The sequence below is a fragment of the Streptomyces sp. NPDC054932 genome, assembly GCF_053610205.1.
Window position 1 is genome coordinate 15,818 of the sequence record NZ_JBSGXU010000098.1, and the last position, 14,613, is coordinate 30,430.

Below are 14,613 nucleotides of genomic sequence, written 5' to 3' on the forward strand. Positions count from 1 at the left end.
GATCATGGGTGGCTGCCACACCCCAGTTCAGCGCGGCTGTGGGACCTCGGCACGGGCCTCGTCCGGGACCGCGCCCGGGGCCTCTTCCGGCGCCCCGCCCGGCACCAGCGCGCCGAGCCGCCCGACCAGCTCCCCGAAGGGCCCGTCGGCGGGCTCGCCGGCCAGGATCCCCACGAGGATCCCCGCCATCTCGATGTCGTACGCGGCGCTCACGGCGGCCAGCGCGGCGAAGTCGTGCACCAGCTGCAATTCCAGTTCGCCCCGCGGGATCCGGCGCCCGTCCAGCCAGATCAGCGCGGTGGACTCGGCGAGCGAAACCCAGGACCGCACCACGAGCTCCAGGCGCGCCGGGGTCTGCTCCAGCCCGATGCCCAGGTGCGTGAGGATCTGCTCGTACGCCGCCTGCCGGACCTCGTCGATCATCGCGTTCGTCCGGCTGCTGCCGACCGCGGGACCGCCGCGCATCAGCGCCGAGAAGCCCGGCCCGTGGTCGTCGACGAAATCGAAGAACCGCCCCATCACCCGCAGCAGCCGCGCCCCGAGCGGCCCCTCCCGGGGCTCCACGAACCGCAGCGCCAGCTCGTCGGCCGCCCGGCGCAGCGCGGCCTCGTACAGGCTCAGCTTGCCCGGAAAGTAGTGGTAGACGAGCGGCCGGGATATCCCCGCGGCCGCCGCGATCTCGTCGATCGACACATCGTCGGGCGAGCGGTTGCTGAACAGCTCCAGGGCAACCCCGATCAGCTGCTGCCGCCGCTCCTCGACACCCATCCTGCGTCGCACCCCGGTTGTCATGCGGACACCCTACTGGGGCGCGTTCACAGGTCCAGGACCAGCCGGTCCCCCTTCGCGCGGGACACGCACAGCAGCATCGAGTCCGCGCGCTCCTGGTCCGTGAGGAGTTCGTCGCGGTGGTCCACCCCGCCCGCGAGGACCCGGTGTTGGCAGGTCCCGCAGAATCCCTGCTCGCAGGAGTACGGGGTGTCGGGCAGCTCCCGGCGCACCGCGGCCAGCGTGCTCTCGTCCGCCGCCACCTCGACGACCCGTCCCGAGCGGCGCAGTTCGACCGTGAAGGACCGCCCCGACCGCCCCGGACCGGGCTCCGCCGCCGGGGCGAACCGCTCCAGGTGCACCGCCGCCGGATCCGCGGCCGCCGCCGTCACGGCCCGCATCAGCGGCTCCGGACCGCAGCAGTAGACCAGGGTGCCGGGCCCCGCCGCGGCGACCGGGGTCAGGTCGGGAAGGCCCGTCTCGTCCTCGGGGAGGACCGACACCCGGTCGCCGTAGGGCGCGAGGTCGTCCAGGAAGGGCATCGAGTCGAGGGTGCGGCCCCCGTAGAGGAGGGTCCAGTCGGCGCCCGCCGCCGTGGCGGCCCGGAGCATCGGCAGGATCGGGGTGATGCCGATGCCGCCCGCGACGAAGACGTACGAGGCAGCCGGGACCAGCTCGAAGCGGTTGCGCGGCGGGCGCAGCTCCAGCTCGGCGCCCTCGACCAGCTGCGCGTGCGCCTCGCGGGAGCCGCCCCGGCCGTCCTCGATCAGCCGGATCGCGATCGTGTACCGGCCGCCGTCCGCCGGATCGCCGCACAGCGAGTACTGGCGGACCAGGCCCGAGGGCAGGGTGACGTCCACGTGCGCGCCCGGGGCCCACGCCGGGAGGTCCGGTGACTGCAGGGTCAGTTGCAGCACCCCGAGGGCCGGCTCCGTACGGGAGACGATCAGCGCGCGCAGCGCCCGGCGCGGGGAGTGGCCCGAGACCGGGGTCTCCAGGGCCGGCAGGGGCCAGAGCGGGGACGTTCCTATGCGGCGCTTCAGGGCGCGCCTGGTCGCCCAGGCCGCGCCCAGGGCGGCCGTCGCCGCGAGGGCGCGCCTCATGCCCGCACCCCGCCGTTCGCGCCGGGGGAGGCGGCGAGATAGGCCACCGCCTGGGCCGTCGAGCCCTCCTGCGAGGGGTGGTAGGTGCGGGAGAGGTACTTCGGGACGGACTTCAGCATCGCCCCGGTCGACGGGAGCACGCCCTGCTGTCCGGCCAGGAAGAACTGCTTGAGGGAAGCCTTGCCGTCCACCAGGTGGGGGTCGTTCTCCATGAAGAAGCGGACGCCGCGCTGCCAGAGGAAGACCAGGGCCGAGAAAGCGGTCGCCCAGGTGCGCGCCCGGCGGCGGTAGTTGCCGTCCACGTGCATGAAGAGGTCGAAGGCCACCGAGCGGTGCTCGACCTCCTCCGCCCCGTGCCAGCGCAGCAGGTCCAGCATGGTGGGGTCGGCGCCCCGCCGGTCGAGCGCGTCGGCGTTGAGCACCCAGTCGCCCAGGAACGCCGTGTAGTGCTCGATCGCCGCGATCATCGCGACCCGTTCCATCAGCCACCAGTGCCGGGCCCGGCCGGGCGGCAGGGTCCGGTCGCCGAGCAGCTTCTCGAACAGCCAGTCCACCTGCGCGGTGTAGGGGGTCGGGTCCAGCCCCAGCCGCTTCAGGTGCGGCAGCACGTCGTCGTGGGCGGTGGCGTGCATGGCCTCCTGGCCGATGAAGCCGACGACGTCCGCCCGCAGTTGCTCGTCCTCGATGTACGGGAGAACCTGCTTGTAGACGTGCACGAACCAGCGCTCTCCGGCGGGGAGCAGCAGGTGCAGCACATTGATCATGTGTCCGGCGAAGGGGTCGCCGGGCAGCCAGTGGAGCGGGGTGTCCTCCCAGCCGAAGGACACGTTCCGGGGCCTCAGGTCCACGTGTTCCGACGCCACGGGGGCGGGCGCGAGCGGCGTATTAGACATGGTGTCAATGTACTGATGGGTAAGGGGGAGGAGAAGACCCCTGCGCGGACTTCTCCCGGCGCACCACTGCCCCGGCGCACCACTGCCCGGGCGCACCACTGCCCGGGCGCATTCCGCGCCCGGGCAGTGGTGGTCCGCTGTGGGGTGACGCCCGGCTACCGCCCGACTTGACCCTTCGAGAGCGCCCACTCGCGGTTGAGGGAGCCCAGCGGGATGCGGCGCTCGAAGAGCGGCGTGCCGAACAGGGACAGCTGGAGCTGGAGGTTCCCGCTCAGGTCGAAGCCGCCGTACAGCGCCCAGGCGCCGCTGACGGAGGTCTTGCCGTCGCTGGAGGCGGCCGCCTTGAGGTCGGCCTCGCCGCGCAGGTACGGGGCGAAGTCCGCGGTGACGCCGACGGCGCCGTAGAGGCCGACGGAGGCCTCGGCGCCGAGCGCGCCCTTGACCCGGCCGGCGGCGGTGACGCTCGCCCGGACCGGCGTGCTCTGCACGTTCGAGGCGCTCACCGGGGTCCAGCCCTTGCCCACGGCGTAGCTGCCGCCGACCTTGAAGTCACCCTTGACGTCCTGCTGGACCTCCAGGGTCACGCTGCCGTCGGCCTCCACCTGGATGTAGCAGGTCAGGTCGAGGTTGACGACGACCGGCACCGGGCCGACCTGGATGACGGGGGAGCTGTGCAGCTTGGCGAAGGGGATCCGCTTGGGTGTTCCGGTGCTCGCGGCGGCGCGGCCCTGGAGCTTCCACTGCGAGGACCAGTCGCCGCTCATGCCGAGGAAGGCGCCGCGCGGACCGGGGGCGCCGCCCGGGCTGCCGTCGTAGGCGAACTCCACCTGAGGGGCGAGCTGGACGAAGCCGGACACCGAGGCGCCGGCCGAGGCGGGGGCGTCCGGGGCGGTGTCGACGGCGGCGTTCACATCGAGCCGCAGGTTGCCCAGGGGCAGCTTCGCGCCCTCGGGGCCGAAGGTCAGGCCCTGGCCCTTGGCCCAGGAGAAGGTGACGCCCTTCATCAGGGGCTCGACGGTGACCGCGGACGGGTCGACGGGGACCTTGCCGTCGGCCTTGTCGTCACCCAGGACGGCGGCCAGCGTGGTGGCGGCGGTCTTGACCTCGGTGCCGCTGTCGGTCGTGCCGACGACCTCGGTGACCTTGGCGAGCAGGCCGGCCGGGGCGCCGGGCGCCGGGGCGCTGGCGATGACGTCGCCCACCGCGACGGGCTTGTCGGCCCCGGGCGACGCGGTCGGCGACGTGGTCGGGGACTTGCCCGGGGACTTGCCGGGGGACTTGCCCGGTGCGGGCGAACTGCCGGACCCCTGAGGGGCCTTGGCGATGACGGCCCGGCCGCTGGCCTTGTCGTAGGAGGCGACCTTCAGGGCGGACTTCTCGGTCCTGCCCTTCCCGTCGGCCCGGGCCACGGCCGCCGGTGTGGCCGTCCCCTGCGGGGCAGCAGCCACGTCGAGCTGCTGCGACGTGCCGTCGGCCGAGGGGCTGGAGGTGACGGGGGCGGCCGGTTCGGCGGCGCCGGTGTGGGGGGAGGAGGAGCAGCCGGTGGCGGTGAGCGCGAGGGCGGTCAGACCGGGTATGAGGAGGCGTCGGGCGAGCGTGCGCACGTGGGGTGACCTTCGGATGGGTGAGGGGTGTGGGGGGTTACCGCGAAGTAACCGGAATCCGATCATGTCATGTACGCAGGGCGGTCGTCATGTCCGGATCTCGCCAACTCCCCGACGGGGCCTGACTGTTGAAGCTTCACCCACTCATCGGGTGCAGTCGGACCCCGTCCCCGCCGGTCCTCCGCCTACCGCAGCACGCCCGCCTTCGTCCCGTCCGTCAGCTTGCCCGACAGGTCCACCTGCGCTCCCGCCGGCGCCTTCACCGCCAGCCGGTTGCCGTTCGCCGACCCGCTCACCCCGCCGCCCGACACCGACAGCGAGGCGAACTGCGCACTGCCCGCCGCCAGCACGTACCACTGACCCGCACGCGACTTCCACAGCACGCCCGCCAGCACCCGCGGCTCCCGCGGGCCGCACGCCGTGGACCCCTCCGACCTGGCCGCCTGCGCCGCCATCGGTGCGCCCGGGGCCAGGAACTGCGCCTGCACCCGGTCCGCCGCGCCCTGCCAGGTCTCCGCCCGCGTGCAGAGCCAGGCCGCCGTCCCGTCGCCCTCCGGCAGCGGCTGCTTCGCGTACGTCCAGGCGTTGACCGTACGGACCCCGTGCGAGCGGACCGCGGGCAGCAGACAGGCGATCCTCGACCAGTCCCCGAGCTCGGCGGCCTCGGTCACATCGCGCTCGGCACCCGGCGCCCCGGAGGTCAGCCGGGCCGGGGTCAGTTCACCGAGGTCGGTGATCAGCCGGGTGGCACCGTCGCCGGTCAGGGCCAGGGCGTTCCAGCTCGTACAGCTGCCCGCCGGGGCAGGGCTCGCCACCGGCGGGGTCACCCCGTCCGGGGCCGGCTTCAGCGCCACCGCGGGGACACCGGGCCTCAGCAGGTCCCGCTGCGCCGTGCCGGTGACCCAGGGCGCGGTGAGATACCGGACGTTGCCGTCGACCCGGCTGAGCACCAGCGCGGTGGCGGTGTCCGCCGAGGCCCCGTCGGTCCGGGCGAAGTCGAGGGCGGCGACCGTCGTCCCGGCCCGCGGCTCGGCGTAGCGGACCACGCGCAGGCCGTCGTACATCAGGACCACGACGGCCTGGTCCACGGCGCCCGCGAACAGCAGCTGCGCCGGCCCCATCGGCGGCCCGGAGGGCGTGCCCGGAGTGGCCGAGGTGACCACGGAGGGGCCGGGCCGCGCCCAGACGGCCAGTGCCCGGCGCAGCAGCTCCGTGTCGCCGGCGCGGTCGCCCCGGGCGGGCCAGGTGGAGAAGTCCGTACGGGAGGAGGTGCGCCACAGCGTGGGCGCGGCCCGGACCAGCTTCCCCGGATCCAGGGCCTGCTCGGCCGCGACGTTGCGCGCGTACGGCGGGGCGGCGGCCCCGTCGGAACCCCAGCCCCCGCCGGGCAGCGCGAGCAGCGCCCCGCACACGGCGAGCGCGGCCCCGGCGGCCAGCGCGGCCCGCACCAGGCGCCGCCGCCGCAGCAGGTCGGTGGGCCGGGCCTGGAGCACGCACGGGTCGAACTCGGGGGAGGCGAACAGGGCGTCGTTCGCCGGATCCCCGGACTCCCGGGCCGCGGCGGCCGGGTCCGGGACCCCGGCCTCGTCGAGCACCCGGAGCACCTCCGGCTCGGGCAGCCGTTCCAGGGCCCGCAGTACGCAGGCCGCCCGGCCGGGCCCGTCGAGAGTGGCCAGCCACTGGTCGAGGGCCAGCTCCTCGGCCCCGCCCGAGCGCGGGAACAGCCGCAGCCCCCACACCTGGGGCAGCACCGGCGGGAGCTGCGCCCGCCGGGGCAGCGCCCGGAAGGTCAGCGGGATCCCCGCCTCCAGGGCGGCGCGCAGCACGCGCAGCCGGACGTACGCGTATCCGGAGTCGTCCGCGCCGCCCCGCTGCCCCGGAACCCCGCCCTGCACGGCCGCCGCGGCGGCCGCCGAATTCCGCCGCCCGCGCGGCAGCGCCCGCTGCACCAGCGAGTGCGCGGTGAGGACCCGCCGGTTGCGGCCGAGCGCGGGAGGCAGCACCAGATAGGCGAGCCGCACCAGCCGGGGGTAGTGCTCGACGATGGCGGCCTCGGCCTGCTCGACGTCCGGCGGCACGGGAGAAACGGGAGGAAGGGGGCGGGTGGCGGTATCCGGCGCAGTCACGTTCAGCAGAACGAGCGAATCGTCGGATGGTCACCGGTCCCCGGGGCGGGCGGGCGAGCCGAAAGGGGCGCGACGCCGCGCGCCGGCAGAACGCGCCCCCGGGGGAGAACCGGGCCCGGAAGGGAGGGGACCCGGGGACGGGACTCAGACCACCAGACGGGCGCGCAGCGCCTCGACCGTCCCGTCGCCGACACCGAGTCCCTCGCGCACGTACTTCTCCATCGAGCCGTACCGCGTCTCCACCTCGTCCAGCGCCGCCTGCAGGTAGGAGGGGAAGACGCCGATCAGTGCGAGCGCGATGTCCGGGTCGCCGCCGGCCGCCGTGAAGCCCTCGATCAGCGGGGCGAAGGCATGCTTGACCGCCGGGTTGACGGACAGGTACTCGGCCATCAGCGTCTCGTCGTCCGCGCCCAGCAGCGCCAGGATGATCGTCGCGCCCCAGCCGGTACGGTCCTTGCCGGCCGTGCAGTGGAACAGCAGCGGGCCCGCGTCGGCGTCGGCGGCCTCGGTGAGCAGCATCCGGTACGCGGCCTGCGCGGAACCGGAGTTCACGAAGGACCGGTAGGTGTCGGCGAACAGGGCCTGCGCCCGGCCGCCGCCCAGGTGCTCCTCGGCCACGGCCGGGTCGGACAGCAGGTCCTTGAGCTGCACCGCGGCGGGCACCCTGGCGGAGTTCAGCTTGTCGGCGAGGACGTCACCGACCAGGATCCGGGCCCCTGCGGGTATCCGGTCGGGGTGGTCGGCGCGCTCGGCGTCGGTCCGGAAGTCGATGACGGTACGCAGGCCCAGCGCGGCCACCACCGGGTCGGCGCCGAGGTCGAGCCGGTCGAGCTGGCCGGAGCGCAGGACCAGTCCGGGGCGGACGGTGCGGCCGCCGGAGAGCGGGGTGCCGCCGAGGTCGCGGAGGTTGGCGACGGTGGTGGACGAGGTGGCGGTCATCGTGAAGGCTCCAGCGGGGTGCGAGTTACTCGTGTCATGCGGCGGCACGGGCATCCGCCGGCATGGCCGGTTCGGCCATGCTTCGTTTCATGCAATTTTCTGATGTTTCGCCCCGGAAAGACAATCGAGGACCATCGAGACCCCGATCCCTATCCCGAGCGCGGCCAGGTGCCCCGCGTCCGTGAAGGTCCGCCCGCGCCGGACCACCGGAGCCGCCGCGAGGGCCAGCAGTCCCACCCGGGCGACGGTGCGGACCGGCCCGCGCGGCAGGGCCGAGGTCAGCCCGCCGAGCACCGCGTTGAATCCGTAGCTCGTCCCCACGTCCAGTGCCCGCCGGGTCCCGGGATCGGTTGTCCTGCGCAGGGCGCCGTACACGAGGAGGGTCGCCGTGGCGTGCCCGAACAGGAACACCGCGGCCGTCCACCAGGCCCCGTACGCGTACTCGGCGTATCCGAGGACGGCGACCAGCAGGAGCGCGTAGGGCAGCGGCATGGGCTCCTCGACGACGAGGGCGCTGCTCAGCAGCGTCTCCCAGCGCCCGGAGGCGAGATTGTCGACATTCGTCGAGCACTCCCGGAGCAGTCGCTCGCGCTCGACCGCCCCGGTGCGCTCCAGGGCGTAGGCCCCGAACTGCACCCCGCCGGCGTACACCGCTCCCCACGGAATTGGATTCATCTGCTCATGATCGGATAAGCCTCTGGCGGAAACCAAGTGGCCCCGTGCGAACATGTCCCGGCCATGTACGAGACCTCCGCGCCGATGCGCGCCACGCGGGCCGCGATATTCGCGGCGATGAGTGTCGCCTTGGGTGCCGTGGGGCATTCGCACATGTCCGGGATGGATGTCCCCTTCTTGGGCCTTCTGGGTGCTTTCGCGGTGACCTGCGGGCTCGCCTGGCTCGCCGCCGGGCAGCGCCGGGGCCCCGTCGGCATCACCGCGGCGGTGCTCGCCGTACAGGGCGTGCTGCACCTCGTCTTCTCGGGGAGCGGGGCCGCGAGCCCGCTCGCCGCTTCCGCCCCGATGCGCGGGCACCACCGGATGCCCGCCGCGGACGCGGGCGCCATGGCGGCCGAAGCCCCCGGTGCGACCGGCATGACCGACATGGCCGGCATGGCGCATGCGGCAGACCTGACGGGCGCGGCGGGCATGACCGGTCACGGCGGCGCCGGAATGATCGCCGCACACGTGCTCGCCGGGCTGCTCTGCGCCGCCTGGCTCGCGCGCGGCGAGGCGGCCTTCTTCCGGCTGGCCCGCGTCCTGGCCACCGCCGCGCTGCACGCGGCCCGGCCGCTCGCCCGCGCGCTCGCCCTGGTCCGGGAGCGGGTCACCGCCGCACCCGTCCCGCCCGTCGCCCCCGCCCCGTACGAACGGCCGCGCCGTCTGCGCGGAGCCGTGCACGCCCATGCCGTGGTGCGCCGCGGGCCGCCCGGACGCGCCCCGCTCCTGCGTTCAACGGCCCCCGGTCGTCCCTCCCACGCCTGATCCCGGCGCAGCGGCGAGACCTGGGGCCCGGTCCCCATGTCTTCGCCAACACCTAGGATCCCCATGTCTCTTGACGAGGCCCAGGACGTCCGCACCCCGGACTCCGAACCGACCGCAATACCCAAGAGCCGCGGCGGCAGCTGGGCCGCCCTGCGGCCGCTGCTCCTGCGCATGCACTTCTACGCCGGCCTGCTCATCGCCCCACTGCTCTTCCTCGCCGCCGCCACCGGCCTGCTCTACGCCGCCTCCTGGCAGGCCGAGAAGATCGTCTACTCCGACGAGCTGACCGTCGCCCGCGTCGGCGAGAGCGTCCTGCCGCTCAGCGCCCAGGTCGACGCGGCCAAGGGCGCCGCCCCCGAGGGCGAGGTCGTGTCCGTGTGGCTCGCCCCCGACTCCGAGGCCACCACCCGGGTGATCATGGAGAGCCCGGGACTCCCCGAGGGCGAGACCCTCACCGTCTTCGTCGACCCGTATACGGCCGAGGTGCGCGGGCAGCTCGCCACCGCCGGCGACGCGCTGCCGCTGCGGGCCTGGCTGAGCGAGTTCCACTCCAGCCTTCAGCTCGGTGAGTTCGGCCGGAACTACAGCGAGCTCGCCGCGAGCTGGATGTGGGTGGTCGCGCTCGGCGGACTCGCCCTGTGGCTCGGCCGCCGCCGCAAGCGCAGGTCGCAGCTGGTCCTCCCGGACCGCAAGGCCACCGGGCGCCGCCGCACCCTGTCCTGGCACGGCACCGTCGGCCTGTGGGCCGTCGCCGGACTCGTCGTGCTCTCCGCCACCGGCCTGACCTGGTCCAAGTACGCGGGCGAGAACATCGGGCAGCTCCAGGACAGCCTCGGCGGGGCCACCCCCGCCGTCTCCGCGAAGCTGAGCGCCGGGGCGGACTCCGGCTCCGACGAGCACGCCGGGCACACCATGCCCGACGGCACCCAGATGGCCCCGCCCGCGCCCACCACCGACGTCGGCATCGACAGGGCCGTGGAGGCCGCCCGCGCCGCCGGGGTCACCGAGTCGCTCCGCGTGACCCTGCCCGCCAAGGGCAAGGGGTACGTCATCAAGGAGCAGGACAAGCAGGTGCCGGTGCACTTCGACGCCGTCGCCGTCGACCCCGCGGACGCCCGGGTCATGGACGAACTGCGCTTCGCCGACTATCCGCTGCTCGCCAAGATGACCCGCTTCGGCATCGACCTGCACATGGGCACGACCTTCGGACTCGCCAACCAGCTCGCGCTGGCCGCGCTCGCCCTCGCCGTGATGTTCCTCGTCTTCTGGGGCTACCGGATGTGGTGGCTGCGCCGTCCGACCAAGGACCGCAATCTGTCCGTCGGCCGTGCGCAGCCGCGCGGCGCCTGGCGCAAGCTGCCGGTGACCGTGCTGCTGCCGCTGGCCGCGGTGACCGCCGTGATCGGCTGGTTCATTCCGCTGCTCGGGATCAGCCTGGTCGTCTTCCTCGTGGTCGACGTCCTGCTGGGCTTCGTCGCGGGCCGCCGCTCCAGGACCGGTGCGGATGCCGCTCCGGATGCCGGGGAAGCCGTCCCGACGGCGTAGCCGACAGGTTCCACGAACGAGGTGGGCCCGTACTCCCCAGGGGGAGTACGGGCCCACCGTCGTCAGGCCGACCGGCGGCTCAGGGGGCGTACTTGTAGCCGACCCGGCGCACCGTCTGGATCGCGGCGCGGTGCGACGCGCCCAGCTTGCGGCGCAGACGGGCGATGTGGACGTCCACGGTCCGGCCGTCGCCCACGTGGCCGTAGCCCCAGACCGTGGTGACCAGCTGGTCCCGGCTGTGCACCCGGTGCGGGTGCTGCACCAGGTGGGCCAGCAGCTCGAACTCCAGGTACGTCAGGTCGAGCACCCGGCCGTCGACCTCGGCGGTGCGCTGCGCCGAGTCGATGCGGACCAGGCCGTCGCCCGGGCCGGCGGCCGGGGCCGCAGCGGCGGGGGCCGACGGGACGGCGGTGGCCACCGCCTGCGGGGCGAAGGCGATCGGAGGCTGCTGGTCGGCCGGTACGAGGACCAGGTAGCCGATCATCGGCGGCTGGCCCGGCAGCGTCGGCAGGGTGTGCTGGGGCGCGGGCAGCCAGGTGGCCCCGGGCGGGAGGAGGTCGACGACCCGGGCCACTTCGTCCCGGTCGACCGAACGGAGCCGGTGGCGCGGACTGGGCGGATAGGTCAGGGAAGCGGTCGCAGCGGTGGCGGCGGAGGAGAGGGAGCGGGTGTTCGCCATGAGTGGTCAGCTCTTTCACGCGGAGTGGTCGGCAGGAGACGTACGAACGTCATCGATGTCGATACCGCGCAGACCGAAGGCCTCGGGGAGGGTCAGGTGGGTGGTCCCGGAGGCTTTAGAGGGCCGGCGCGTTCTTCGCGCGGCAACACTCCCGGTCGTAATCGTGATCCTGACGGGACGGCCAGAAAGGCTCGAGGTCGCTGCGACCTGACGAGGTGTGCGAATGACTGGCCATGGCCCCATTCAAGCAGATGTAACGTCCCCGGGGCAGGGCACGTCTCACGCTCTGGATCGGAATCTCATATTCTGATCCCATTCTCCTGTCAATTCAGGACAAACAACGCCTCTTCTCCGGTGGGTGGATGGATCGGGAAGCGTGGTGTCCACGGATCTGTCCACATCGTGGCACGCACCACTGACAACGCCCGCCGAACCCATGGGGGTTCGGCGGGCGTTGTCAGTGGTCATCGGCCGGCGCGGTCGGGCCGGTTCGGTGCCTGGGTCCGGTGCTAGACCAGGCCGTCCTTCTCCAGGCCCGTGCAGCAGGTGTCCGTGATGAGGCGGGTCACCACGTACGGGTCCACGTTCGCGTTCGGGCGGCGGTCCTCGATGTAGCCCTTGCCGTCCTTCTCCACCTGCCACGGGATGCGGACCGAGGCGCCGCGGTCCGAGACGCCGTAGCTGAACTCGTTCCAGGGGGCGGTCTCGTGCAGACCCGTCAGACGCTCGTCGATGCCGGCGCCGTAGTTCTTCACGTGGTCGAGCGGCTTGCTGCCCTCGCCCAGCGCCTCGCACGCGGAGATGATCGCGCGGTAGTCCTCGCGCATCGCCTTCGTGGAGAAGTTGGTGTGCGCGCCCGCGCCGTTCCAGTCGCCCTTGACCGGCTTCGGGTTCAGCGTCGCGGAGACGTTGAAGTCCTCGGCGGTGCGGTAGAGCAGCCAGCGCGCGATCCACAGCTGGTCGGAGACCTCCAGCGGGCCGACGGGGCCCACCTGGAACTCCCACTGACCGGGCATGACCTCGGCGTTGATGCCGGAGATGCTCAGACCCGCCGCGAGGCAGTGGTCCAGGTGCTTCTCGACGATGTCGCGGCCGAAGATCTCGTCCGAGCCGACACCGCAGTAGTAGCCGCCCTGCGCGGCCGGGAAGCCGCCCACCGGGAAGCCGAGCGGGCGGATGCCGTCGAAGAAGGTGTACTCCTGCTCGATGCCGAAGATCGGCTCCTGGCCGGCGAACTTCTCGGCGATCGGACGCAGCAGCGCGCGGGTGTTCGACTCGTGCGGCGTCATGTCGATGTTCAGGACCTCGCACAGGACGAGGACGTTGTCGCCGCCACGGATCGGGTCCGGGCAGGAGAAGACCGGGTTGAGCACGCGGTCGGAGGCGTGGCCCTCGGCCTGGTTCGTGCTCGATCCGTCGAAGCCCCAGATCGGCAGCGCGTCGCCGTCCCCGATGATCTTCGTCTTGGAGCGAAGCTTCGCCGTCGGCTCGGTGCCGTCGATCCAGATGTACTCAGCCTTGTAGCTCACGGGCCCCATCCTCAGACTCTGCGGGTGCTGCTGGTCGCTGCTTCATCGCTGCGGTGATGACCGCAGCGTGCCCGCCCGCGATTTCTCTTCCGTTGCCCGTGTGTGAACCCCGTGTTACCGAGGTTTGCACCGCAGGTCGGGCGGGTTGTGCGGGTTGGTGGCGGCGCGCCCTTCCGGGTGGGGCAGACTGGCCGCGTGAGCATTTCGTCTGATTTGAACTCCGCCGGAGGTCCCACCGAGGGCTCCGCCGAGAGCATCGCTGAACGTGCCGCCGATCAGGCCCCCGCAGGCCGCCGCCCCCGGGTCGGGCTGCTGGGCACCGGCCCCTGGGCGCACCGCACCCACGCCCCCGCCCTCGCCGCGCACGCCGGCTCCGACTTCGCCGGCGTGTGGGGCCGCCGGCCCGAAGCCGCCGCCGAGCTGGCGCACGAGTACGGCGTGAAGGTGTACGAAGACCCCGACGAGCTGTTCGCCGAGTGTGACGCCGTCGCCTTCGCCCTCCCGCCCGACGTACAGGCTCCGATGGCCGTCCGCGCCGCCGCCGCGGGATGCCACCTGCTCCTCGACAAGCCCGTCGCCACCACCGTGGAGGACGCCCGCGCCGTCGCCGAAGCGGTGGCGCGGCACCGCGTCGCCTCCGTCGTCTTCCTCACCCTGCGCTTCGCCGAACCCACCGCCGGCTGGGTCGAGGAACAGGCCGCACGCGACGGCTGGTTCACCGCGGCCGCGCACTGGCTCGGCGCCGTCTTCCCGCCCGACGGCACGCCCAGCGCCTACGCCGACTCGCCCTGGCGCAAGGCCAAGGGCGGACTGTGGGACGTCGGCCCGCACGCACTCTCCGTCCTGATCCCGGTCCTCGGCGAGGTCACCGAGGTCAGCGCCACCCGGGGCCCCTCCGACGTGGTCCAGCTGGCGCTGCGGCACACCTCCGGCGCGGCCAGCACCGCCGTCCTCAGCCTCGGCGCGCCGCGCGCGGCGGCCGGGGTCGGGCTGGAACTGCGCGGCACCGAAGGAGTGCACGAACTGCCCGGCTGGAGCGACGTACCGGGCGCCTACGGGCGCGCCCTGGACGCGCTGCTCACCGCGGCCCGGACGGGAGCGCCGGATCCGCGCGGGGTGGAGTTCGGGGTCCGGCTGACGGAGATCCTGGCGGAGGCCGAGGCCCAGCTCCCTACTTGATCACCGCGTTCGCCACGATGATGGCCAGCCCGATGGTGGCGTCCGCCATGCCGATCAGCAGGGCGGACCCCAGCCGGTAGCCCACGCGGACGGCGACGAGCGACCCCCAGGCGAACAGCAGGGCGGTGTTCAGGCCCAGCCCGACGGCGGTCACCCCGTACGACTCCCAGCCGAAGAGCCCGGCCCCGGCCAGCAGCAGGACGGTGGGCAGGGTGGCCGCGATCAGCGGCCACTCGTTCCACAGGGCCAGGACCAGCATTCGCCACCGGTACGCGGCGGACTCCTGCTCGTGGGAGGCCATGTGGTGCGAGTACCCGTGCGCCAGCCCCGCGGTGACGGCGGTCACCAGTACCCAGCTGGCGTCGTAGAACGGCGTGAACTCCTCCCCCTTCTGGTCGAGCGCGGCCAGCAACGCCGCGGCCAGGACCGTCCCGTACACCCCGCCGAACATCCAGTCGGCCCCCCGCCGTCGGGGACGGGACGGAGTCCCGTCGGGGGAGGCATGCCCGGCCTGCCCGCCCCGGGGGTCTGGCTGCTGCTCGTTCACAACGGGTCCTTTGCTGCGATTCATCCTTTTCGTACTCCGGCCACCCTAGGGGGTCGGAGGTGGGGGCGAGATGAAGAGGGGGCGGGGCGGGGGCTTCGGGGGTGGGGTGGGAGCGGGGCTTCGGGGGGCGGGGTTTCGGTGGGGCGGAATCAGGGATGTGTATGGGGGTTTCCCGTCAGTCCCATCGTCTCTCCGTGTCGTGCCGGCCCCTCAAGGGCG

At 73.3% G+C, this 14,613-nt stretch carries 13 protein-coding genes; 3 read left to right on the plus strand and 10 right to left on the minus strand.

The window, feature by feature from the left end; genetic code table 11:
* Nucleotides 1–27 precede the first annotated feature (27 nt).
* The 7 genes from ACWGE1_RS24420 to ACWGE1_RS24450 all read right to left on the minus strand — a co-directional run bounded on the left by ACWGE1_RS24420 (nt 28) and on the right by ACWGE1_RS24450 (nt 8,108).
* On the minus strand, nt 28–792 hold the full coding sequence (locus ACWGE1_RS24420; RefSeq protein WP_453422615.1) for a TetR/AcrR family transcriptional regulator: 765 nt from the start codon (nt 790–792) through the stop codon (nt 28–30).
* A 23-nt stretch (nt 793–815) separates the two neighbouring features.
* The gene (locus tag ACWGE1_RS24425; RefSeq protein ID WP_453422616.1) at nt 816–1,871 is read right to left on the minus strand and encodes a PDR/VanB family oxidoreductase; all 1,056 of its coding nucleotides are present in this window, start codon (nt 1,869–1,871) and stop codon (nt 816–818) included.
* Nucleotides 1,868–2,764: a metal-dependent hydrolase gene (locus ACWGE1_RS24430; protein ID WP_453422617.1), complete on the minus strand. Its 897-nt coding sequence runs from the start codon at nt 2,762–2,764 to the stop codon at nt 1,868–1,870. The genes ACWGE1_RS24425 and ACWGE1_RS24430 overlap by 4 nt, the downstream gene beginning before the upstream one ends.
* A 155-nt stretch (nt 2,765–2,919) precedes the next feature.
* Entirely contained in the window at nt 2,920–4,368 is a 1,449-nt protein-coding gene (locus tag ACWGE1_RS24435) for a hypothetical protein (protein WP_453422618.1), read from the minus strand.
* 185 nt (nt 4,369–4,553) lie between these two features.
* Nucleotides 4,554–6,494 (minus strand): hypothetical protein, encoded by a 1,941-nt coding sequence (locus ACWGE1_RS24440; protein WP_453422619.1) that lies wholly within the window; start codon nt 6,492–6,494, stop codon nt 4,554–4,556.
* Between the two features lie 144 nt (nt 6,495–6,638).
* Entirely contained in the window at nt 6,639–7,433 is a 795-nt protein-coding gene (locus tag ACWGE1_RS24445; protein ID WP_453422620.1) for a tyrosine-protein phosphatase, read from the minus strand.
* Nucleotides 7,434–7,520: 87 nt separating this feature from the next.
* Nucleotides 7,521–8,108 carry a rhomboid-like protein gene (locus ACWGE1_RS24450; protein ID WP_453422621.1) on the minus strand — a complete coding sequence of 196 codons (588 nt, stop codon included), beginning with the start codon at nt 8,106–8,108 and terminating at the stop codon, nt 7,521–7,523.
* A 153-nt stretch (nt 8,109–8,261) separates the two neighbouring features.
* On the opposite strand from ACWGE1_RS24450, the gene ACWGE1_RS24455 reads away from it, so the two are divergent.
* Both ACWGE1_RS24455 and ACWGE1_RS24460 read left to right on the plus strand, forming a co-directional pair.
* Nucleotides 8,262–8,915, plus strand: a complete 654-nt coding sequence (locus ACWGE1_RS24455) for a hypothetical protein (RefSeq protein WP_453422622.1) — start codon at nt 8,262–8,264, stop codon at nt 8,913–8,915.
* A gap of 63 nt (nt 8,916–8,978) precedes the next feature.
* Complete coding sequence (locus ACWGE1_RS24460) at nt 8,979–10,460, plus strand: PepSY-associated TM helix domain-containing protein (protein WP_453422623.1); 1,482 nt, start codon at nt 8,979–8,981, stop codon at nt 10,458–10,460.
* A gap of 79 nt (nt 10,461–10,539) precedes the next feature.
* Here ACWGE1_RS24460 and ACWGE1_RS24465 read toward each other — a convergent pair whose 3' ends face one another.
* Together ACWGE1_RS24465 and glnII are read right to left on the minus strand one after the other, a co-directional pair.
* A complete protein-coding gene (locus ACWGE1_RS24465) occupies nt 10,540–11,139 on the minus strand; it encodes a winged helix-turn-helix domain-containing protein (RefSeq protein ID WP_453422624.1) in 600 nt (199 codons plus the stop codon).
* 509 nt (nt 11,140–11,648) lie between these two features.
* Nucleotides 11,649–12,668 carry a glutamine synthetase gene (gene glnII, locus ACWGE1_RS24470; protein WP_393706787.1) on the minus strand — a complete coding sequence of 340 codons (1,020 nt, stop codon included), beginning with the start codon at nt 12,666–12,668 and terminating at the stop codon, nt 11,649–11,651.
* A 255-nt stretch (nt 12,669–12,923) separates the two neighbouring features.
* Between glnII and ACWGE1_RS24475 the strand changes: the two genes are divergently transcribed.
* Nucleotides 12,924–13,847: a Gfo/Idh/MocA family protein gene (locus ACWGE1_RS24475; protein ID WP_453422626.1), complete on the plus strand. Its 924-nt coding sequence runs from the start codon at nt 12,924–12,926 to the stop codon at nt 13,845–13,847.
* Here ACWGE1_RS24475 and ACWGE1_RS24480 read toward each other — a convergent pair.
* Nucleotides 13,840–14,394, minus strand: a complete 555-nt coding sequence (locus ACWGE1_RS24480) for a hypothetical protein (RefSeq protein WP_453422625.1) — start codon at nt 14,392–14,394, stop codon at nt 13,840–13,842. The two genes, ACWGE1_RS24475 and ACWGE1_RS24480, sit on opposite strands and share 8 nt — an antisense overlap.
* Between the last annotated feature and the right edge of the window lie 219 nt (nt 14,395–14,613).

What these genes read in the sequence shown, in the direction of transcription:
- ACWGE1_RS24420 (WP_453422615.1), bottom strand. Translation starts at nt 792, where the DNA reads ATGACAACCGGGGTGCGACGCAGGATGGGTGTCGAGGAGCGGCGGCAG.
- ACWGE1_RS24430 (WP_453422617.1), bottom strand. Translation starts at nt 2,764, where the DNA reads ATGTCTAATACGCCGCTCGCGCCCGCCCCCGTGGCGTCGGAACACGTG.
- ACWGE1_RS24465 (WP_453422624.1), bottom strand. Translation starts at nt 11,139, where the DNA reads ATGGCGAACACCCGCTCCCTCTCCTCCGCCGCCACCGCTGCGACCGCT.
- ACWGE1_RS24450 (WP_453422621.1), bottom strand. Translation starts at nt 8,108, where the DNA reads ATGAATCCAATTCCGTGGGGAGCGGTGTACGCCGGCGGGGTGCAGTTC.
- ACWGE1_RS24455 (WP_453422622.1), top strand. Translation starts at nt 8,262, where the DNA reads ATGTCCGGGATGGATGTCCCCTTCTTGGGCCTTCTGGGTGCTTTCGCG.
- ACWGE1_RS24460 (WP_453422623.1), top strand. Translation starts at nt 8,979, where the DNA reads ATGTCTCTTGACGAGGCCCAGGACGTCCGCACCCCGGACTCCGAACCG.
- ACWGE1_RS24445 (WP_453422620.1), bottom strand. Translation starts at nt 7,433, where the DNA reads ATGACCGCCACCTCGTCCACCACCGTCGCCAACCTCCGCGACCTCGGC.
- ACWGE1_RS24425 (WP_453422616.1), bottom strand. Translation starts at nt 1,871, where the DNA reads ATGAGGCGCGCCCTCGCGGCGACGGCCGCCCTGGGCGCGGCCTGGGCG.